The organism is Arthrobacter sp. Br18 (genome assembly GCF_000520555.1).
GTDB lineage: Bacteria > Actinomycetota > Actinomycetes > Actinomycetales > Micrococcaceae > Arthrobacter_D.
This window is the reverse complement of sequence record NZ_KI914877.1, coordinates 35,307-55,350: the sequence shown is the minus strand read 5'-3', so window position 1 is coordinate 55,350 and position 20,044 is coordinate 35,307. Positions and strand designations below refer to the sequence as shown.

General features: G+C 65.3%; 22 protein-coding genes and 1 tRNA gene. 16 read left to right on the top strand and 7 right to left on the bottom strand.

The features are described 5' to 3' along the window. Position 1: 1 nt before the first annotated feature. On the bottom strand, positions 2 to 679 hold the full coding sequence (locus Y704_RS0112830) for a TetR/AcrR family transcriptional regulator (protein ID WP_026550414.1): 678 nt from the start codon (positions 677 to 679) through the stop codon (positions 2 to 4). 138 nt (positions 680 to 817) lie between these two features. Between Y704_RS0112830 and Y704_RS0112825 the strand changes: the two genes are divergently transcribed. From Y704_RS0112825 to arfB, 9 genes are all read left to right on the top strand, one after another. Continuing rightward, the gene (locus tag Y704_RS0112825; RefSeq protein ID WP_253904325.1) at positions 818 to 1,825 is read left to right on the top strand and encodes an NAD(P)-dependent alcohol dehydrogenase; all 1,008 of its coding nucleotides are present in this window, start codon (positions 818 to 820) and stop codon (positions 1,823 to 1,825) included. Between the two features lie 81 nt (positions 1,826 to 1,906). Continuing rightward, the gene (locus tag Y704_RS21130; protein ID WP_081747643.1) at positions 1,907 to 2,824 is read left to right on the top strand and encodes a DUF4389 domain-containing protein; all 918 of its coding nucleotides are present in this window, start codon (positions 1,907 to 1,909) and stop codon (positions 2,822 to 2,824) included. Continuing rightward, on the top strand, positions 2,824 to 3,528 hold the full coding sequence (locus tag Y704_RS0112815) for an ABC transporter ATP-binding protein (RefSeq protein ID WP_051477023.1): 705 nt from the start codon (positions 2,824 to 2,826) through the stop codon (positions 3,526 to 3,528). The genes Y704_RS21130 and Y704_RS0112815 overlap by 1 nt, the downstream gene beginning before the upstream one ends. Further along, positions 3,525 to 4,847, top strand: coding sequence for an ABC transporter permease (locus Y704_RS0112810; protein WP_026550411.1), 1,323 nt, complete (start codon positions 3,525 to 3,527; stop codon positions 4,845 to 4,847). Before Y704_RS0112815 ends, Y704_RS0112810 begins: the two co-directional genes overlap by 4 nt. 37 nt (positions 4,848 to 4,884) lie before the next feature. Next, on the top strand, positions 4,885 to 5,640 hold the full coding sequence (locus Y704_RS0112805) for a DUF2306 domain-containing protein (RefSeq protein ID WP_253904324.1): 756 nt from the start codon (positions 4,885 to 4,887) through the stop codon (positions 5,638 to 5,640). Positions 5,641 to 5,768: 128 nt separating this feature from the next. Continuing rightward, complete coding sequence (locus Y704_RS0112800) at positions 5,769 to 6,482, top strand: MSMEG_4193 family putative phosphomutase (protein WP_026550409.1); 714 nt, start codon at positions 5,769 to 5,771, stop codon at positions 6,480 to 6,482. A gap of 15 nt (positions 6,483 to 6,497) precedes the next feature. Next, positions 6,498 to 7,046 (top strand): DUF3090 domain-containing protein, encoded by a 549-nt coding sequence (locus tag Y704_RS0112795; RefSeq protein WP_026550408.1) that lies wholly within the window; start codon positions 6,498 to 6,500, stop codon positions 7,044 to 7,046. Next, positions 7,046 to 7,813, top strand: a complete 768-nt coding sequence (locus tag Y704_RS0112790; RefSeq protein WP_026550407.1) for an SCO1664 family protein — start codon at positions 7,046 to 7,048, stop codon at positions 7,811 to 7,813. Before Y704_RS0112795 ends, Y704_RS0112790 begins: the two co-directional genes overlap by 1 nt. Positions 7,814 to 7,854: 41 nt before the next feature. Then, on the top strand, positions 7,855 to 8,277 hold the full coding sequence (arfB, locus tag Y704_RS0112785; protein WP_026550406.1) for an alternative ribosome rescue aminoacyl-tRNA hydrolase ArfB: 423 nt from the start codon (positions 7,855 to 7,857) through the stop codon (positions 8,275 to 8,277). A 95-nt stretch (positions 8,278 to 8,372) separates the two neighbouring features. Here arfB and Y704_RS0112780 read toward each other — a convergent pair whose 3' ends face one another. Beyond that, on the bottom strand, positions 8,373 to 9,389 hold the full coding sequence (locus Y704_RS0112780; RefSeq protein WP_051477022.1) for an acyltransferase family protein: 1,017 nt from the start codon (positions 9,387 to 9,389) through the stop codon (positions 8,373 to 8,375). Between the two features lie 131 nt (positions 9,390 to 9,520). Continuing rightward, a tRNA-Leu gene (locus tag Y704_RS0112775) sits at positions 9,521 to 9,603 on the bottom strand. 185 nt (positions 9,604 to 9,788) lie between these two features. Between Y704_RS0112775 and Y704_RS0112770 the strand changes: the two genes are divergently transcribed. Next, the gene (locus tag Y704_RS0112770) at positions 9,789 to 11,090 is read left to right on the top strand and encodes a M20/M25/M40 family metallo-hydrolase (RefSeq protein ID WP_026550404.1); all 1,302 of its coding nucleotides are present in this window, start codon (positions 9,789 to 9,791) and stop codon (positions 11,088 to 11,090) included. Between the two features lie 4 nt (positions 11,091 to 11,094). Here the strand turns inward: Y704_RS0112770 and Y704_RS0112765 are convergent, their stop codons facing one another. After that, positions 11,095 to 11,337, bottom strand: coding sequence for a DUF5703 family protein (locus tag Y704_RS0112765; protein ID WP_026550403.1), 243 nt, complete (start codon positions 11,335 to 11,337; stop codon positions 11,095 to 11,097). A 41-nt stretch (positions 11,338 to 11,378) separates the two neighbouring features. On the opposite strand from Y704_RS0112765, the gene Y704_RS0112760 reads away from it, so the two are divergent. Then, positions 11,379 to 11,702 (top strand): hypothetical protein, encoded by a 324-nt coding sequence (locus Y704_RS0112760; protein ID WP_026550402.1) that lies wholly within the window; start codon positions 11,379 to 11,381, stop codon positions 11,700 to 11,702. Between the two features lie 14 nt (positions 11,703 to 11,716). On the opposite strand, the gene Y704_RS0112755 is transcribed toward Y704_RS0112760, so the two are convergent. Then, complete coding sequence (locus Y704_RS0112755; protein WP_026550401.1) at positions 11,717 to 12,652, bottom strand: aldo/keto reductase; 936 nt, start codon at positions 12,650 to 12,652, stop codon at positions 11,717 to 11,719. Positions 12,653 to 12,700: 48 nt separating this feature from the next. Between Y704_RS0112755 and Y704_RS0112750 the strand changes: the two genes are divergently transcribed. Further along, positions 12,701 to 13,525 (top strand): undecaprenyl-diphosphate phosphatase, encoded by an 825-nt coding sequence (locus tag Y704_RS0112750; protein ID WP_026550400.1) that lies wholly within the window; start codon positions 12,701 to 12,703, stop codon positions 13,523 to 13,525. A gap of 22 nt (positions 13,526 to 13,547) precedes the next feature. Next, positions 13,548 to 14,837 carry a cysteine--1-D-myo-inosityl 2-amino-2-deoxy-alpha-D-glucopyranoside ligase gene (gene mshC, locus Y704_RS0112745; RefSeq protein WP_026550399.1) on the top strand — a complete coding sequence of 430 codons (1,290 nt, stop codon included), beginning with the start codon at positions 13,548 to 13,550 and terminating at the stop codon, positions 14,835 to 14,837. A gap of 24 nt (positions 14,838 to 14,861) precedes the next feature. On the opposite strand, the gene Y704_RS0112740 is transcribed toward mshC, so the two are convergent. Further along, positions 14,862 to 15,716: a PAC2 family protein gene (locus Y704_RS0112740; RefSeq protein ID WP_253904334.1), complete on the bottom strand. Its 855-nt coding sequence runs from the start codon at positions 15,714 to 15,716 to the stop codon at positions 14,862 to 14,864. Positions 15,717 to 15,867: 151 nt separating this feature from the next. On the opposite strand from Y704_RS0112740, the gene Y704_RS0112735 reads away from it, so the two are divergent. The 3 genes from Y704_RS0112735 to Y704_RS0112725 all read left to right on the top strand — a co-directional run bounded on the left by Y704_RS0112735 (position 15,868) and on the right by Y704_RS0112725 (position 18,942). Further along, positions 15,868 to 16,623 (top strand): HAD family hydrolase, encoded by a 756-nt coding sequence (locus Y704_RS0112735; protein ID WP_026550397.1) that lies wholly within the window; start codon positions 15,868 to 15,870, stop codon positions 16,621 to 16,623. Continuing rightward, positions 16,620 to 17,789 carry a site-2 protease family protein gene (locus tag Y704_RS0112730; RefSeq protein ID WP_026550396.1) on the top strand — a complete coding sequence of 390 codons (1,170 nt, stop codon included), beginning with the start codon at positions 16,620 to 16,622 and terminating at the stop codon, positions 17,787 to 17,789. The genes Y704_RS0112735 and Y704_RS0112730 overlap by 4 nt, the downstream gene beginning before the upstream one ends. 91 nt (positions 17,790 to 17,880) lie before the next feature. After that, positions 17,881 to 18,942, top strand: a complete 1,062-nt coding sequence (locus Y704_RS0112725) for a tRNA (adenine-N1)-methyltransferase (RefSeq protein ID WP_051477021.1) — start codon at positions 17,881 to 17,883, stop codon at positions 18,940 to 18,942. A 20-nt stretch (positions 18,943 to 18,962) separates the two neighbouring features. Here the strand turns inward: Y704_RS0112725 and Y704_RS0112720 are convergent, their stop codons facing one another. Next, positions 18,963 to 19,742 (bottom strand): enoyl-CoA hydratase, encoded by a 780-nt coding sequence (locus Y704_RS0112720; RefSeq protein WP_026550394.1) that lies wholly within the window; start codon positions 19,740 to 19,742, stop codon positions 18,963 to 18,965. Positions 19,743 to 20,044: the final 302 nt, after the last annotated feature.

Sequence of the window (20,044 nt, the reverse complement as noted above, 5' to 3'; positions counted from 1 at the left end):
TTTACAGGTCCTCGGAGGCGTGGGCGGCCTCGATGCCCTCGAGGATGACCTGGAGCCCGAACCGGAACTCGTTCCCGAAGGCATACCCCGGCTGCAGGATGTAGGTTTCCGCGATTTCGGCCAGGTGAGGAAAGGCATGGGACATCATTTGTTGCTGCGCCAGGATGTCCTCCGTGGCCTCGTTCATGGCGCCGGCCGCATCGAGCGGCAGCGCGGCCTCCTGAAGGGCGAACCCGTCGACGTAGCTATCGAGAAGGGACATCGCATGGCCGGCCATCGCCGGAGAGAAGCCCGCTCCGCGCAGGCATCCGATTGTGGCATCGAGGTGCTTCAAAGTCTCAGCCCCCGGTGTGGACCGCATCAGGGCGATCGCCCAGGGGTGTCGGGCGAGGACAGCGCGGGCCGACTCAGCACGCTCCCTCATGGCCGCTTTCCAGTCGTCCCCGGGGGAGGGTAGGACGATCTCGCCGAAAACGACGTCGACCATACCGTCAATGATGTCGTCCTTGCCTTTCACATGGTAGTAGAGCGACATCGCCTCGACCCCGAGTTCCTGGGCGAGCTTGCGCATGCTCAACGACTCCAGCCCGCCAGCATCGGCGAGCCCGACAGCCACCTGGACCGCCCGGTCCCGGGTGACAGGTTCCCTGAGCGCCGCCTTGGTCCTTCCTCGTGCCACAGTGCCTCCCGTCTCCGATGTGCGCCGTCATTGTTGGAAATCAACGACCTGTCCATAGACGCTACCTTACGATGTATGGTACTTTCAAATCACTACCTTACACCGTTAGGTCAGTCCGACCGAGAGGAACCCGTAGCGATGAAGTCGACCACCAGCCCAGACAGGACAACCATGGCGATGAAAGGCATCGTGCAGCGGCGGTACGGCACCACGAACGTGCTCAGCCACCAGGACGTCGACAGGCCGATGATCCAGGACGGCGAGGTATTGGTGCGGGTCCGTGCGGCGGCGATCAATCACGCCGATTGGGTCTACACCAGCGGACGCCCCCTGATCGCGCGTCTCGCCTTCGGAATGCGCAAGCCAAAAAAAATCGTGCGGGGAAAGGACATCGCAGGACAGGTGGAGGCGGTGGGTGCAGGTGTCACCGAATTGCGCCCCGGTGACGAAGTCTATGGCGAAGTCGAGGCGGGAGGTTTCGCCGAATTCGCCGCCGTCCCGGCAGTCCTGTTGGCGTTGAAGCCGGCGAATCTGACCTTCGAGCAGGCTGCCACGGTTCCACTTTCGGCAAGAACCGCCCTGCAGGGACTGCGGAGCGGCGGCAACATCCAACCGGGACAGAAAGTCCTGATCAATGGCGCATCCGGTGGTGTGGGCACGTTCGCCGTCCAGATCGCCAAGGCCTTCGGCGCGGACGTGACCGGCGTGGCAAGTACAAGGAATGCCGAACTGGTCCGGTCGCTCGGCGCGGACTCCGTCATCGACTACACGCAGGGAAACTTCACGGAGAGCGGGGTGCAGTATGACCTGATATTCGATTCGATCGGGAACCACCCGTTGTCGGCGCTCAGGAGGGCCCTCACCCAGCGAGGGACGCTCGTGCTCTTCAGCGGCACCGGGGGGAGCGTCCTTGGACCCATGGGACGCATCGTGAGGGCGCTTTTCCTGTCTCTGTTCATCCGCCAGAACCTCCGCACGTTTTCCGCGAAGCCGGGTAGGGAAAGCCTGGATGAGTTGCGGGAACTCATCGAATCCGGCCGGATCGTTCCGGCCATCGATCGAACCTATCCCTTGAGCGAGGTTCCTGAGGCCATCCGCTATTTCGTCGAGGATCATGCCCGGGCGAAAATCGCCATCACGGTGTGATGCCATCTGCCACCCGCCGTCCGCGTTGGGGTGGCATCCGGTTCAACCCAGTTCGATCAGAAGAAATCCAAGATCAGGACCATGAACACCACATCGATCGAAACATTCGGACAGCCCGACCCGCAGCCCGAGAAGATGAGTGCACCGTACCTGCTGGTGCTCGTCGCAGGAGTTCTCCTGGCCGGAGGATCCCTTGGGGCCTTCGCCAACTCCGGCCCGGTGCTCGCCGGCCTCGCCCTGCTCACCGCAGGGACCGGGCTGATCATCCTCGGTGCTGGGGGCCTTGGCCGGAGCCTGCTCTCCTCATCCCACACTGCAACCAGCGGGAACGCAGGAGGGACCTACCCAGCACGACTCGAAGGACAGCTGGATCCGAACCTGACCAGGTGGATGTGGCTCGTCAAGTGGATTCTGGCCATTCCCCACTACATCGTGCTCGCCATTCTCGGAATAGCCTTCGCGGTGGTTACAGTCGCTGCCGGGGTGATGATCCTGTTCACCGGCCGCTACCCGGCGTCGCTCTTCCAGTTCACGGTCGGGGTGATGCGCTGGCACTGGCGGGTTGCCTTCTACGCCAACGGTGTGATGGGCACCGATCGTTACCCGCCCTTCACCCTCGCGCACACCGACTACCCGGCCACCTTCGAAGTGGACTATCCGGAACAGCTTTCGCACTGGAAGGTCCTGGTCAAGTCCTGGCTCCTCGCCCTGCCGCACCTGCTCATTGTCGCTGCGCTGACGGGCGGTATCTGGGCGTCATCGAATGACGGAGGCACCAACGGGATGTCACTGCTTGGCCTGCTGGTGTTCATCACCGCCGTGATCCTGCTGTTCACCGGCGTCTACCGCCTCGGGCTCTTCAACCTGATCATGGGAATCAACCGGTGGGCTTACCGCACCATCACCTACACAGCTCTGCTGCGGGACGACTACCCACCTTTCCGGCTGGACCAGGGCCCCCTGGATCCACCCGCAATGTCATCGAGAGGTGCGCTCTGATGGACACATCAGTGCTCGCAGTCCGGAACCTCAGCAAGTCCTACGGCCGTGGTACTGCCCGCTTCGATGCGCTCAAAGGCGTGTCCCTGCAGATCCAGGCCGGCGAATCGCTCGCCATCGTCGGCAAAAGCGGCTCCGGCAAGTCAACGCTGATGCACCTGCTTGCCTTGCTCGACACACCCGACGGCGGCGTGCTGCTCGTCAAGGGAACCGACGCGAGCGAACTGAGCGTCAAACAGGTCAGCCGACTCCGTAACGAGGATTTCGGCTTCGTGTTCCAGCAGTTCTTCCTCACCCCCAACGCAACGGTGCTCGAGAACGTCGTCCTGCCGCTCAAAATTGCCGGGGTCGGTGCCCGGGAACGCAAAGCCCGCGGGATGGCAGTTCTCGAGAAGCTCGAACTCGCCGACAAGGCGAAGAACAAGGCCATCAATCTCTCCGGCGGGCAGAAGCAGCGCGTCGTCATCGCCCGCGCTCTGGTCAACAACCCGACAGTGATCTTCGCCGACGAACCCACCGGAAACCTCGACACGGTCACCGGCCGCCTGGTCGAAGACATCCTGTTCTCCCTCAACAAGGAGCACGGCATCACCCTGGTGATCGTCACCCATGACGTCGAGCTTGCCGCAAGGTGCGACCGGCGGATGTTCATCCGTGATGGACGTGAAGTACAGTCCCTCCAGAATTCGGAAAATTCACCATGAATATCACCGACATCATCGGCACCGCGATCGGCACCGCGATCGGCAACAGCCTCCGCAGCAGACTCCGAACCGCGCTCACAGTGATCGCCGTCTTCATCGGCGCCTTCACCCTCACGATCACCAGTGCGATCGGCACCGGGATCTCCAGCTACATCGATACCCAGGTCGCGGGCTTCGGCGCGGCCGACGTCCTCTCCATCACCATCACGGCCGACGACGCCGCCCCCACGGACGACGGGCCGGCACCCTACGACCCGGATCAGGCGATCGCCGCAGGGGGTTTCCAAGGCGACGGCTCGGAGTTCGCGACCAGCGTCCTCACCGCCGACGACGTCGACATCATCGAGGGCGTGGAAGGGATTCTCGATGTGAACCCCGTCCTGCAGGTCACCCCCCGCTACGTCGAATACGACGGCAACGGCAAGTTCGAACTCGCCGTCAACGCCAGCGCGGCCCTGAGCACCCCGGACCTGGCTGCAGGATCCCCGCTGCAGGGCGCAGCCGAGAGTAGCGGAAACCAGATACTGCTCATCACCTCGGACCTCGACAGCCTGGGTTTCGAAACGGCGAACGCCGCGGTGGGAGAGACCGTCATGATCGGCACCGCCGACTACCTGGGTGAGATGCACGAGGTCGGAGCAACAGTGGCCGGCGTGCAGAACCAATCTACCCTCACGGGAGGCGGCGGTGCCCTCAACCAGGCCCTGACAGACGAGCTGTATGAAATCCAGAACACGGGCAAGCCCGGGAACACGACCGAAGGCGCGTTCCTCGCCATGGCGCACTTCGATGCGGCATCGAGTGAGGAGGAGATCAACACCATCCAGGCCGACCTCGCAGCCCAGGGTTACACCGCCGTCACGGTGGCCGACCAGATCGGCATCATCCAGACGGTCATCAGCGGCATCGTCGGTGTGCTCAATGCCTTCGCGGTGATCGCGCTGATTGCCGCTGGGTTCGGGATCATCAATACGCTGCTCATGAGCGTGCAGGAATGGACCCGCGAAATCGGTCTCATGAAAGCAATGGGTATGGGCGGCGGGCGGATCTACACCCTGTTCAGCATCGAAGCCGTCTTCATCGGCTTCCTCGGCAGCATCATCGGAGCACTTGCAGCAATGGGAACAGGCGCCATCGCGAACAACTTCCTCGCCGGCACCGTGCTGGCCGATCTCGAGGGACTCCAGGTCCTGCGGTTCGCACCACTGCCCATGGGCGCCATCACCCTCCTGGTGATGCTCATCGCCTTCCTCGCCGGGACCCTGCCGGCACGGAGGGCATCACGCCAGAACCCCATCGACGCCCTCAGGTATGAATAACGGCGCCGTCCCCGGTCAACCGAATAGAGGATTCCCAGTGAAATCCACCCGAAAGCCTGCAGCCATCGCGATAGACCCTCCAAGCATCCCGCGGCCACGACCGCGCCGAAAGCCCCCTGATACGCGCTGGACCCGGTGGTTCGTCCCCGCCGGCCTGATCTTCCTCAGCCTCGTCCCGGTGATCGCCGGGACGATACGCCTGACCCAGTTGGCGGGAGGCGAAATCACCTCCGAAAACACGCGGTTCTTCGACTCACCGATCCCCGTGCTGATCCACATTCCCACGGTCACCCTGTATCTGCTGCTCGGGGCGTTCCAGTTCGTGCCCTCGCTACGCCGTGGCAAGCGCGGCAGGTACAGCTGGCACCGCATCGCCGGACGAATCCTCGTCCCCACCGGCCTGCTCGCGGCCCTGTCCGGCTTGTGGATGGCGATCTTCTACGACCTCCCGCCCCACGACGGGCCGCTCCTTCTCGTCCTTCGGCTGGTCTTCGGGTCGGCGATGGTGGGAAGCCTTATCCTTGGCTACCTTGCGGTGCGCCAGCGGGACTACGTCCGGCACAGTGAGTGGATGGCCCGGGCCTACGCCATCGGCATCGCGCAGGGAACCATCGTCGTGGTGACGATCCCCTGGATCCTCCTGGTCGGCCCGGCTGACGAGCTGACCCGCGCTCTCCTCATCGGGGCATCATGGGTGATCAGCCTGGCGGTGGCCGAGTACTTCATCTATCGGCGCTCCCTGCACGCACCCCGGGCACTACGGCCCTCCCGCCGAGTCCCCATCAGGAGCTGAAGCATGAGGACCGCCGCGCGAGACAGCCGACCGATGCGTCGTTGTCGAGAGCCGGGACAGGAACCATGCGACCACCCGGTACGACTGATCGGTTTCATCGCCGTCGAGCGGATGGCTAGGCTGGGTGAATGGCTACAGTTCTTCTCGTGCGGCACGGCCGCACCACTGCGAATGCCACCGGACTGCTGGCCGGGCGGGCCGCCGGCATCAGCCTGGACCAGATCGGGCGCGACCAGGCGGCCCTGACCGGCGACCGGCTCGCGGCCGTGCCAGTCGTCGGAGTGGTGTCAAGTCCCCTCGAGCGTTGTCAGCAGACCGCCCGGCTCATCCTCGATCGACAGGCCGACACCCCGCTCGCGCCGGTCGATATCGATCTCGATTCCTGTCTGACTGAGTGCGATTACGGCCAGTGGCAGGGCCGCATGCTCAGCGACCTCGCAACCGAGGGTCTGTGGTCGGTTGTGCAGTCCCAGCCGTCCGCTGTCATCTTTCCCGGCGGTGAAGCCATGGCCGCGATGCAGGCTCGGTCGGTGGCAGCGATTCGTCGCCACGATGCAGCCTTCGAGGCCGAGCACGGGCCAGGGGCCGTGTGGGTGGCGGTGAGCCACGGTGACATCATCAAGTCGATCCTCGCCGACGCGCTCGGCATGCACCTCGACCTGTTCCAGCGCATCAACGTGGGCCCCGCCTCCGTGTCGATCGTGGGCTACGGCACGAGTCGGCCGAGCGTCTACGCTACCAACACCGACGCGGGGGATCTGTCCTGGTTGTCGAACAGCGTCCACTCCGACGATGCGCCGGTGGGCGGTGGTGCAGGGCACGAGGCACCACGAACCGGATGAGCCTAAAGTAGTCCTATGCCTAAAACTGTTCACGAGTTCGCCTGGCCTGACCGGGTCGTCGTCGGCACCATTGGCGTTCCGGGGGCGCGCACGTTCTACCTGCAGGTGCGCACAGGGACGCAAATCGTGAGTATCGCCCTGGAGAAGCAGCAGTCGGCCCAGCTCGCCGAGAAGATCGACGAACTCCTCGATCAGCTCATCACCCTCGAGGGCAACCCCTTCAGCGTCCCCTCGAGTACTCCCCTTGAACTTGTCGACAATGATCAGCTCGAGGCCGTTGACGAGCAGTTCCGAACCGGCGTCATGAGCCTCGGGTGGGACCCGACGACGGCGCAGATCGTCATCGAGGCCTACCCGATTCGCGACGTTGATGACGACGACGGATTGCTCGAAGTCGACGACGAAGATGCGCCCGAGATGTTGCGCGTGCGCATGCCGGTCGGCACCGCCCGCGCCTTCACCAAGCGCACCCGGGAGGTCGTGGGCGCCGGACGTCCGCTCTGCGTGCTCTGCGGTAACCCCATGGACGCCGACGGGCACACCTGCACCCTTCCCGAGGTCTGATGCCGGCGCCCGACCTGGTCACCGCCGAGCTGACGCTCACCGGCCGCATCACGACGGCGTCGAACGCCACCTTCGTAGGTGGCATCGACGACGCGGTGGTCGTCTATAAGCCGATAGCGGGTGAGAAACCGCTATGGGATTTTCCTGAAGGCTTCCTGGCACATCGGGAAGTTGCCGCTTATCTGGTCTCGGAGGTCTTCGGCTGGGATGTCGTGCCGCACACCTGGCTGCGTGATGGTCCGCTGGGCGAAGGCATGGTGCAGCTCTGGCAGGAGCAGGACTCCGGCCAGGACGCCGTGGACCTGGTCGCGGCGGACGACGTGCCGGAGACCGGCTGGAAACAGGTCCTCGAGGGTCGGGACGAGAACAATCGGATGGTCGCCCTCATCCATGAAGACTCACCCGCGCTGCGACGGATGGCCGTGTTCGACGTGGTCGTCAACAACGCCGACCGAAAGGGCGACCACATTCTTACCTTGAGCGACGGACGCCGGCGCGGCGTGGACCACGGTCTCACCTTCCACAGTGACCACAAGCTGCGGACGGTGCTGTGGGGGTGGCTGGGAGACGCACTGACCGCCGAGGAACTCGACGGGATCAATCGTGTCAGCGAAGGACTGCACGGTCAGCTCGGTCAGGACCTCGTGGACCTGCTCACCGCCGAAGAAATCGCTTCACTTGCAGCACGCTGCGCCCGGTTGCGCTCTGCAGGGCGGTTTCCGGCTCCGAGCGGTGAGATGTCGGCGGTGCCTTGGCCGCTGTTCTAGATTGTGGCCGCAGGCTTTTCAGGTTGTGTCACGCTGGTGGCATGGATCTTGAGGTATCAACGGAGCTCATCATCCCTGGGCGCGAACTCGGCTGGCGATTCTCCAGGTCGTCGGGCCCGGGTGGGCAACACGCGAATACCTCCGACAGCCGCGCCGAGTTGTACTGGAATGTCGCCGGCTCGACCGTGCTCTCCGACGACCAGCGGATGCTGCTTCTCACCCGGCTCGGTCCCCGTCTCGTCGCCGGAACGGTCACCGTCTCCGCCTCCACGCAGCGTTCCCAGCAGCGCAATCGCGAAACGGCGTTGCGCAAGCTCGCCGACCTGGTGACGGCGGGCCTGTCCTCCGACGCGCGGCAGCGTCGCGCGTCCACACCCACGCGCGGCTCCGCCCGGAGGCACCTCGCCGCCAAGCAGAAGCGCTCCGCCACGAAACGCAACCGGCGGCGTCCTTCGAATGAGTAGCACCATCAGGGCAGACACCAACTGGCATGCCCTTGGTGACCCGTCGCAGACCGAAACCGTGCCCTGTCCTCCTCGTGCGGGTGGGGCTTCCGTGTTCAGGTGGCGCGCGGTGTCCCGAGGAAGATTTGAGAGAGCGGCGTTCGGTTGAGAACCAGAGCGACAGCCCAGGGCAATACCACCGCTGCGATCAGCACCCAGAACGACCGCTCCGTGTCTGGAACCGGAAGCAACCAGAGAACATACGTGTGGGTCAGCACTACCATCAGGCAGCCCACGGCGAGCCTCGTGGAGATCGTGTGAACCCGGATGGGCAGCCGGGAGAACACGCCCTCCAGGATCAACAGGAGGCCAGAGCTGATCATCACCGCTGCGACAGCACTGAGGACCGGTGTGCCCAGCTCGCCGTACTTCATGTCCAGTGACGCTGACACCCCGAGGAGGATAGGTGCGGCACCCGCAATCAGGCACACCGACCCGAACCGGACCGGCCGTTTCACCCGGGTGCGGAAGTGCTGCAGTCCCTGACCCGCGAGCATGAAGATGAGTGCGGAGCCCGCGACCCCGAGGGACATGGGCAGGAGGGCGAGGTCCTCGCCGAAGAGGTAGGTGACGACTGCGATCCCGGCGATGATTGAGAGCCGAAGGACAAGGGGAACACGCTCGAGTGCCCGGAACATGATGGCCGAAATGAACAGAGCAGGCATGAACCAGTACGCACCGAACGGCCCCGCGTTGAGGGACCCGCCGATCAGGGGCAGGATCACAGCTGGGGGGGTAAGCGTGCCGCGGTGGTCGTGGATGGTGACGTGAACGAGGAGAGTCACGACCAACCATGCACAGTAGGGCGTCATGATGGTCCGAAACCGCTTTTTCGCTTCCGCTGCGACGGCCCGTCGGGCGTCCGGTTTCTGGATCTTCCAGAGGTACCCGGAGAGCAGGAAGAACGCGGGAACATGCCATGTGTAGAGACCGGCGTCGGTGACCGGGCCCGCCCACACGTGCCCGGTAACGATCCCGACGACCGCGAAGATGCGGAGTGCGTCGATGGCACCGGATCGGGCCTCTGCGGAGACTGGTGCTGGAGCTGGTGCTGGTGCGTACAGAGTCGCCAAACATTCCTCCGTGGTTGAAATGGTCCGTACCAAGGCTACGTGAGACCGCTGATGTGCCGCCGCGTGGTTGAAGACGCAGACGAAGTTGTCCGATGGCACAAAAAAACCCCGGCGTACCGGGGTTTTTGTTGTGCGCGGAGGGGGACTTGAACCCCCACCCTCGTTAAAGGACTAGCACCTCAAGCTAGCGCGTCTGCCATTCCGCCACCCGCGCAGGTGGTGGTTCCGCGGTCAGAAACCGTCGAAAGCAACGAGAAAAACTCTAACACGAGTTAGCCCTGTGGTTTGAATCGGTGAGCCCGCCGGGAGTTGGAGCAGGGGACTCGCGCGGACGGGCTCGGCCGACTGCCGGGGACTCGGTAGGCTGGATGCGCACCCGACAAGCCAGGAGGACGCAGCATGAGCATCATGCCTGAAGACGAAGTTGTACGCATCTGCCAGGAACTCATCCGCATCGATACCTCGAACTTCGGCGACAACGTGGGCCCGGGGGAGAGGGCCGCGGCTGAATATACTGCTGCCCTCATCGAGGAGGTGGGCCTCGCTACGCACATCTTCGAGGCAGCACCCGGCAGGGCGTCCGTCCTGGCCCGCATGGAGGGCAGCGACTCCTCCCTGCCGGCGCTCGTGGTGCACGGACACCTGGATGTGGTCCCCGCCCAGAAGGAGGACTGGTCGGTCGACCCCTTCGGCGGTGAGGAAAAGGACGGCCTCATCTGGGGTCGCGGTGCGGTGGACATGAAGGACATGGACGCCATGATAATCTCGGTGCTCCGGCACATGAAGCGCAACGGCATTTCGCCGAAGCGGGACCTCGTCTTCGGTTTCTTCGCTGATGAGGAAGCCGGCGGCAGCTACGGTGCCTCGTGGCTCGTTGACAACAAGCCGGAGCTTTTCGAAGGGGCCACCGAAGCTATTTCCGAGGTGGGCGGATTCTCGTCCACCATCGGTGGCCGACGCACCTATCTTCTGCAGACCGCGGAAAAAGGAATCTCCTGGCTTCGGCTGGTAGCTCACGGCCGGGCAGGGCACGGTTCGCAGATCAATACCGATAATGCGGTGACGCGCCTGGCCAGAGCTGTCTCCAAGGTCGGTGACTACTCCTGGCCCATCGAACTGACCCCCACCACCCGCCAGTTCCTCGACGGCGTCACCGAACTGACCGGCGTCGAGTTCGATCCCGACAATCCGGAGGTGCTGCTCGCAGAGCTCGGCACGGTGGCGCGCTTCGTCGGTGCAACCCTGCAGAACACCTCGAACCCCACGATGCTCAAGAGCGGCTACAAGCACAACGTGATTCCGGGTACGGCAGAGGCACTGGTGGACGTCCGGACCCTTCCCGGCCAGCAGGACCACGTCCTCGAGATCGTGCGCGCGCTGGCGGGCGAGGGAGTAGAGGTTTCCTACGCCCATAAGGACGTCTCCCTGGAGGTGCCATTCGCCGGGAATCTGGTGGACTCCATGATCGACGCCCTGCACAGCCAGGACCCGGGTGCGAAAGTGCTTCCCTATACGCTGTCGGGCGGTACCGACAACAAGTCGCTGAGCCGGCTCGGTATCAACGGCTACGGCTTCGCCCCCCTGCAACTGCCCGACGATCTGGACTTCACGGGCATGTTCCACGGCGTCGACGAACGCGTGCCAACCGACTCGCTGCGTTTCGGCGCGAAGGTGCTCACGCGCCTGCTGACCACCTACTGAGGCCCTACTCGGCGTCCAGGGTGCGTTCCACCCGGAGGACTTTCCGCCTCAGCCAGTAGCGCCGGCTGCCGCTGTTGTAGATGCAGCTGCGTTCGAGCTCCCACTTGCCGTATTCGGTGTGTTCAGCGATCAGTTTCCGGGTGGCGGGCACCGGTTCCCCGGCGTTGATCGTCACCACGAGATACTCATACTGGCGGTTGAAATCACGCTGGCGGACGGCAGTGACATTCAGAAATTGTTCTCTCATATCCCTCCAATTCTGCCCACTTTACCTATAACGTCTAGTGCATGAGCATAGATCCGCGTGTCGCGCTCCAGGCCCTCGTCACAGCACTCGAAGAGCATCTTGCGGCGTCGGCATCGCGGCGGCGGGAAGACGATCCGGCGGTCGAGGCAGCGTATCTGGCGATCGCCGATGCGTTCGAAGTCTACGAAGAAGTCCTGTACGACGCGCACGGCGAAGTGACCCCGCTGGAGATCTACGACGATGCCGACGACGACGATGAATCGGACAGCGGGGAGTCCGACGACGAACCTGACGCCGACGCCGACACCTCGGATGACAACGCATCGGATGACAACACCACGGACAGAGCAAGGTCCGGCAACTGAGACCGGGCCCCGCGCTACTCCTGGAGGGCCGACACCTCGTCCAGGGCGTCCGCGATGGGTTGCGGAATGGCCTGGAGGTCTGTCTGAAGGAGCTCCTTCAGCTGCTGGGACGTCCTCGCCCCCATCACCACTGAGGATACGCCCGGACGCTCCAGCAGCCACCGCAGCGCCAGCTCGTGCGGCTGCAGGTCAAGGCCCCTCGACGCGGTACAGAGCGCTTCGATAACCCGTTGCGGCCTGCCCGTCAGATAGGAATCGACGTAGGGCGCCCAGACGTCCGACGCACCGCGCGAGTCCGACGGCAGCCGTCCCCGGTATTTTCCGGTGAGGACGCCACGGCCCAGCGGCGCCCAGGCGAGAATACCGGCGCCAAAGGCCGCGGCTGCCGGAACGGCCTCGGCTTCCGCACGGCGGTTCACCAGCGAATACTCCACCTCATTGGCAATGAGAGGGAAACCCGCCGTCGCCGCAAGCCGGGCGAATTCCCAGCCGGACTGGTTGGAGGCCCCGACATACCTCGCCCGTCCGGAAGTGTAGGCATGCTCAAGAGCGCTGAGAGTCTCGTGCAGGGGCACTGACCCGTCGCAGGCGGGGGCAAGCCACAGGTCCACGGAATCGGTGCCGAGCAGCGTCAATGAGGCATCCAGTGAATCCAGCAGGCCCCGACGCGAGGTATCACCACGGCCGGTGCCACTCCGCATCGAGCCGCCCTGAATGGTCAGCACGATCTCCGACCGGGCCACCGTATCGCCGATGAAACTGCCGAGCATCGCTTCCGCCTGGCCTTCGCCGTACCGGGCCGCCGATTCGATCAGGGTGCCTCCGGCATCGGTGAAGAGCCTCAGCTGTTCCCGTGCAGCCTCCTCATCCACCTCCGAGCCCCAATTCATGGTGCCGAGTCCAAGCGCAGAGACGGACAGGCCGCTCGATCCCACGTTTCGCCGTTGCATAGTGCAAGCCTAAAGCCTGGGGGAAAAGGTTGCTCTAAGGTCGTAAGAGTGAATTTGATCGAAGCCATCATCCTCGGGTTTGTCCAGGGACTCACTGAATTCCTGCCCATCTCCTCAAGTGCCCATCTCCGCATTGTGGGCGAACTCCTCCCCAATGCCCAGGATCCCGGAGCTGCGTTCACCGCAATCACGCAACTGGGAACCGAGACCGCCGTCGTCGTGTTCTTCTGGCGAGATATCGTCCGGATCATCAAGGCATGGTTCGGCTCACTGCGGGGGGCGGTGCCCCGCAACGATCCGGATGTGCGCATGGGGTGGCTCGTGATCCTGGGCAGCATTCCCATCGGCGTGCTCGGGCTGCTGTTCCAGGACCAGATCGAAAGCTCGTTCAGAAGCCTGTGGATCGTCGCGACAATGCTGATCGTCTTCGGACTGATCCTCGCCGTCGCTGATGCCGTGGGAAAGCAGACGAGGGACCTCAGCCGGCTCACCTACCGGCACGGCATTCTCTACGGTTTCGCGCAGGCGCTCGCCCTGATCCCCGGGGTGTCACGTTCGGGTGGAACCATCACCGCCGGCCTGCTCATGGGCTACACCAGGGAGGCGGCAGCCCGGTATTCATTCCTGCTGGCCATTCCCGCGGTGTTCGCCAGCGGCCTCTTCCAGCTCAGCAAGAGCATCGGGACGCCGGGGCCCTTCGGGCTCGGAGAGACGGCGGTCGCCACCGCGATCGCGTTCGTGGTGGGATTCGCGATCATCGGCTGGTTCCTCCGATTCGTTTCGACCCGCAGCTACAGCGTCTTCGTCTGGTACCGGGTGTTCCTTGGGCTGGCGCTCTACGCCCTGCTGGGCTTCGGCGTCATCAGCGCCTGACGGGCCAACGTAAGCTAGGAGAGTGATTGCGTGGAATTCAACCCCTGTCCCTGATGTTGCCGGTAGCCAGTCGGGTATCGAACTGTTCGACACCGTCCAGGGGAGAATGGTGGATCTCCCTGCGAACCCGGCCCCGAGCCTTTATGTCTGCGGGATCACTCCCTACGATGCGACGCACCTGGGGCACGCCTCCACCTATGTCGCGTTCGACCTCCTCAACCGCACCTGGCGGGACAGCGGCTCCACGGTAAGTTACGTGCAGAATGTCACCGACGTCGATGATCCCCTGCTGGAGCGTGCCACGGCCACCGGAGTGGACTGGAGGCAGTTGGCCGAGCAGCAGATCCAGCTGTTCCGGACGGATATGGAAGCCCTGAACGTCCTGCCTCCCGAGAACTACATCGGCGCCGTCGAGTCGGTCGGCTGGATCGTCCCCGTAGTCGAAGCCCTGGTGCAGCGCGGGCTCGCCTACGCCGTCGACGGCGATGGGGCAGAGCCCAACGGCGACATCTACTTCTCCCTCGACGCAGCGGCCGCGCTTCCGGGGCCCGACCCGGACCGCTGGTTCCTCGGGCAGCTGTCCCACCTCTCCGAGGAGCAGATGCTTCCGCTCTCGGCGGAGCGTGGCGGCGACCCCGAGCGCCCTGGCAAACGCAACCGCCTCGACCCGCTCCTGTGGCGCCGGGCGCGGGACGGCGAACCCGAGTGGGACGGCGGGATACTCGGCAGCGGACGCCCCGGCTGGCACATCGAATGCACCGTCATCGCCCAGCGGTTCCTCCCCTCACCGTTCACGGTCCAGGGCGGCGGCTCCGACCTGGTCTTTCCACACCATGAGATGAGCGCCGGCCATGCCTGGGCGAGCAGCGGCCGGCCGCTCGCCCGCCACTACGCGCATACCGGGATGGTCAGGTACGACGGCGGGAAGATGAGCAAGTCGCAGGGGAACCTGGTGCTCGTTTCCACGCTGTTGCGGGAGGGGGTGGACCCCGCCGCCATCCGGCTGGCAATCCTGGGCTTCCACTACCGAACGGACTGGTCCTGGACCGACGCCGTACTCCAGGAAGCCATCACGCGCCTCGAACGCTGGCGCTCGGCAGTGGCGGCGGCCACCCCGACCGATGTGAAGGAGGTCGTGATGGACATCCGCGATGCCATGGCGGCCGATCTCGACGCCCCGGCCGCACTCGCTGCCGTGGACGGGTGGGCAGTGCGGGCCGGCCTGCGGGCGGACAGGATGGAAACAGCGGACCCGGAGGCGCAGGGCCAGCTCGTCGCGGCCCTGGACGCCCTGCTCGGCATCAAGCTCTGACCCTACTCGCCCTACTCGCGGCCCCTACTCGCGGCGCCGCTTCTTGAGGTAGCGCTCGAACTCCCGCGCAATCGATTCCCCGCTGGCCTCCGGCAGGTCGACGGTGTCCTTGGCTTCCTCGAGCTGCCGAACGTACGCCGCCACTTCGGGGTCCTCGGTGGCCAGCTCGTCCACACCCCGTTCCCAGGCTTCCGACTCCTCGTTCAGCACCTGCGTCTCCACGCCGACCTGCAGGACCTCCTCGAGTTTGCCGAGCAGGGCCAGCTGGGCCTTCGGCGACGGGGACTGTCCTACATAGTGCGGCACGGCGGCCCACAGCGACATGGTGGGAATGTCGGCGAGCAGTCCCATTTCCGCGAGCACTCCCACGATGCCGATGGGTCCCTCGTAGGTCGAGGGTTCCACGTCGAGGCTCTCCCTCACCAGGTCGTCGTCGGAGGTGACCGTCACGGGAATGGGCCGGGTGTGCGGAACGTCGGCGAGGAGTGCGCCCACGAGGACGATGCAGTCGACGTTGAGTTCCTTCGCCGACGCGACGAGCTCGGCGGTATAGGCACGCCATTTGTAGGACGGCTCGACTCCGTGGACGAGGATGATGTCCAGATTGGAATCGGGCACCGACGCCTTGCTGATCTTCGTATTGGGCCACTTGATGCGCCGCTGGCCCGACCCGTTGCGCTTGATCACCGGCCGCGTGAACTGGAAGTCGTAGAACTCGTCGGCGTCGATGGTCGATACTTTCTCGCTGCCCCAGAAGCGGCCCATGTACTTGAGGGCATCACTCGCTGCCTCTCCCGCATCGTTCCAGCCCTCGAATGCGGCGAGCATGATGGTGATCCGCCGGTCCGGTTCCGCGGCGTCCTGGAAGAGATCCCGCACGCCGCCTGGGGTGTTCTTGTCGAAGGTGTCCACGCACTCACCCTAAACCTCGGCGTACGGCGCTGTCAGGCGCTAGGGCGCCGCTTCGCCGAAAGCAGAGGGCAGCCGCGGATGCATCAGGGCGAAGGACAGCCGCCGTAGACTTGGGACCATGCCTACCGACGTTCCGTCCAGCACAGCTGCGGGAATTTCCTCCGCCGATACACCGCACGACGGGGGTGTCCTCCAGGCAGTCCTGTGGGACATGGACGGGACCATCGTGGACACCGAGCCGTACTGGATCGCCGCGGAGCTGGAGCTCGTCGAGCGGCATCACGGAATCTGGAGTACCGCTCAGGCCGAGCAGCTAGTAGGCCAGGCCCTCGAATTCTCGGCGGGACTGCTGCAGGAAGCCGGAGTCGATCTGAGCGTGCGGGAGATCATCGATCACCTGATCTCCGAGGTCGCCGAACAGGTCAGGGCCGAGGTTCCCTGGCGGCCCGGCGCACGCGAGTTGCTCGAAGAGCTCCGCTCCCGGGGCGTGCCCTGCGTGATGGTCACGATGTCCGAACGCCTGCTTGCCGCGGAGGTGGCTTCGCATCTTCCGGCCGGCACCTTCGCCGAACTCGTCACCGGTGACATGGTGGCCCGCGGCAAGCCGGATCCCGAGGCGTACCAGCAGGCCTTCGATTTCCTTGAACACCGCATTCCGGGCCTCGCCAAATCGCGCGTGGTGGCGATCGAGGACTCCCTCCCGGGAGTCACAGCGGCCCTGGCTGCAGGAGTCGTGACCGTTGCCGTGCCGCACTTCGTTCCGCTGCCGCACGATCCGCGTTCCTGTCACTGGCCAACCCTGCAGGGAAGGACGGTCTCGGACCTCGAGGCCCTGCTTGACCCCACGGTCGTTGCTGCAGGGGCGTCACGATGAGCCGCGACGCCACCGGCCGGGGGACTGCCGCCGCCACCCGGAACCCCGGTGTGTCCTTGGGAAGGATCGCCGGCATCCCGGTGGTCCTCGCCTGGTCGTGGTTCGCCATCACGGCTGTCATCATCTTCCTGTTCGGGCCCAGGGTCGAGGATACTTTCCCCGGCATCGGTATCGGTGCCTACGCCGTAGCACTCGGGTACGCCCTGCTCCTCGCCGCCTCCGTCCTGATCCACGAACTGGCCCATGCCCTTTCCGCACGCGCCTTCGGCTGGCCCACTGCACGGATCGTCCTCAACCTCTGGGGCGGACATACCCAGTTCGGGCACTTCTCCAGCTCTCCCGGCCGCTCGGTGGTGGTGGCGCTGGCGGGCACCGCCGCAAACTTCGCCCTCGCGATCCTGGGCTGGGGCATTCTCCTCGGGATGGAACCCGGAACCGTATGGTTCCTCCTCACCCAGATCCTCGTCTGGGCCAACCTGCTGGTTGCCGTCTTCAACGCGCTGCCGGGCCTTCCCCTCGACGGCGGGCGGATGGTGGAGTCCGCCGTATGGAAAGCCACCGGCAGCCAGGACAGGGGCACTGTCGCGGCCGGATGGGCCGGACGCATCCTGGTGGTGGTGCTGCTCGGCGTCGTCGTCAGCATTCCCCTGGTGCAGGGCGGGCAACCGGACCTCACGCTCATCATCCTGGCGGTCGTCATGGGTGCGTTCCTGTGGATGGGCGCCAGCGCATCGATCGAGGATGCCAGGATGAGGCTCCGGCTGCCTGACATCAGCGCCAACCGGCTGAAGCAGGCTGCGGTAGGGTTGCCGGCGGTGACGCCGGTCGGCCAGGCGCGACGGATGATCCGCGATGCCCCGGAAGCTGCGATCGTCCTCACGGGAGCCACCGGTCGGCCCGAGTCCGTCGTGGACGTGGCAGCCCTCGCCTCTGTCCCCGATACCGCCGCGGACACCACACCGATCAGCACGACGGCGCGCGCACTCCCGCCGGGCGCCTACGTCCCCGAGTCGGCCGAGGGACAGGAGCTCGTCCAGTTCCTCGCGCGGCTGGAGGGGAACGAGTACGCGGTGGTGGACAGCCGCGGCGTGGTGACCGGCCTCCTCCGCCAGAAGACAGTGATCGACGCCATCACCGGAAAATCGGCTCCGGGCTCCAGGCCCTAGCCCGCAATCACGCCCGGACCCGGAAGCCCGGGCCCGACGACGGCACGGCTGTTTCAGCTGCCGCCTTTTCCAGACATCGAAGGAATTCCTGATGACAACACCCCTAGAGCCCACCTCCGCCTCCCAGGCGCATGGCGCAGCGAGCAGGCGCGGACCGTTCCGAGCCGGAGAGCGCGTCCAGTTGACGGACGAGAAGGGCCGGATGAACACCGTGACCCTGACTCCCGGCGGTGCATTCCACACACACAAGGGCTTCCTGCTCCACGACACGCTGATCGGTGAGCCCGAGGGCACGATCCTTCCCAACACCACAGGTCAGCTGTACCAGGCGCTGCGACCGCTGCTTTCCGACTTCGTGCTCTCCATGCCGCGGGGGGCGGCGGTGGTCTATCCGAAGGACGCCGGCCAGATCGTGACGATGGGGGACATCTTCCCGGGCGCGCGGGTCGTCGAGGCCGGCGTCGGCTCCGGGGCACTCTCGATCTCCCTCCTACGCGCGGTGGGTGACACGGGTTACCTTCACTCGTTCGAGCGGCGCCCCGAGTTCGCCGAGATCGCCAGGGGCAACGTGGAAACCATCTTCGGCGGCCCGCACCCGGCCTGGCGGGTCTCCCTCGGGGACTTCCAGGAGCAGGTCGTCCAGGAGGAGGCTTCCGGAACCGTGGACCGCGTCGTGCTGGACATGCTCGCTCCGTGGGAGTGCCTCGACGCAGTGGCGACGGTCCTCGTCTCCGGGGGAGTGTGGGTGAGCTATGTGGCGACGGTCACGCAGCTGTCCCGGACGGCGGAGGCGATCCGCGCTGACGGCCGGTTCACCGAACCGGAGGCGTGGGAGTCGATGGTCCGCGGCTGGCATCTCGAGGGCCTCGCCGTCCGTCCCGATCACCGCATGGTGGCCCACACGGGATTCCTCCTGACCACCAGGCGGCTCGCACCCGGCGCCGTCGGCTTCACGCCGAAGCGGCGGCCGTCGAAGACGGGCTTCAGCGAGGAGGACCTGAATGCGTGGACTCCGCAGGCCGTGGGGGAGCGGGACGTCTCGGACAAACGCCTCCGCAGGGTTGCCCGGGACGCCTCCTCCACCATCCAGCGGGGCTCGCTGCCGCCCGAGGAGGCACAGGCGCGCCGGGACGCGCAGACCGAGGGCAGCTAGGGGCCGCCGGAGGTCGCTGCTCAGCGGTGCGTGAAGTGCGGCTGGCGCTTCTCGACGAAAGCTGCCATGCCCTCCTTCTGGTCCTCGGTGGCGAACAGCGAGTGGAACGCCCGCCTTTCGGACAGCACGCCCTGCGCCAGCCCGGTCTCGAACGCGGTGTTGACGGCTTCCTTGGCCACCATCGCCACCGGCCTGGACCTGGAGGCAATCACCGCGGCGGCCTTCAGGGCCTCGTCCACCACGTCCGCGGCCGGCACCACACGGGACACGAGGCCGGCGCGTTCGGCTTCCTCGGCATCCATGAAGCGGCCCGTCAGGATCATGTCCATCGCCTTGGATTTGCCGACGGCGCGGGTGAGGCGCTGCGAGCCGCCCATCCCCGGCAGCACCCCAAGATTGATCTCCGGCTGGCCGAACTTGGCGTTGTCTCCGGCGATGATGAAATCACACATCATTGCCAGTTCGCAGCCGCCCCCCAGCGCGAACCCGGACACGGCCGCGATCACCGGGATGCGCAGCCGGGTGAAGTCTTCCCACCCGCGGAACCAGTCTGCCGCGTACATGTCCATGTAGCCCTTGGACTGCATCTCCTTGATGTCCGCCCCGGCCGCGAAGGCCTTGGGGGAGCCGGTGACGACGACAGCGCCTACCTCGGGGTCGGAATCCATGGCCGACACCGCGGCCACGAGTTCGTCCATGGTGGCCTTGTTGAGGGCGTTCAGCGCCTCGGGCCGGTTGAGCGTCACGAGTCCCACCCGGCCACGGCACTCCACCAGAAGGTTTGTGTACTGCTCGGTCATGATTGTCCCTTTCTCTGCTGTTCAGGAATGTATGGCGTTCGGTTGACCAGTGGGAACCCGCTGGTGTACGAATGTGTCCCGGGTGCCGGTGATGATGCCGGAGGAGTCCCGGCCGCCCCCCTCCGCGGCTGAACCATCGCACGGTCCGGCAGGGAGAGGCCCCGTTCGGACGGGAATAATTCAGCCGTTGTCGCGCTCCTTCGACAGCATCAGTTCACGGTCGCCCAACGGCGCGAAATAGGACTCGACGTCGTCGCGGCTGACCTCCGCCAGCCCGGCGGGCTGCCACTGCGGGTGACGGT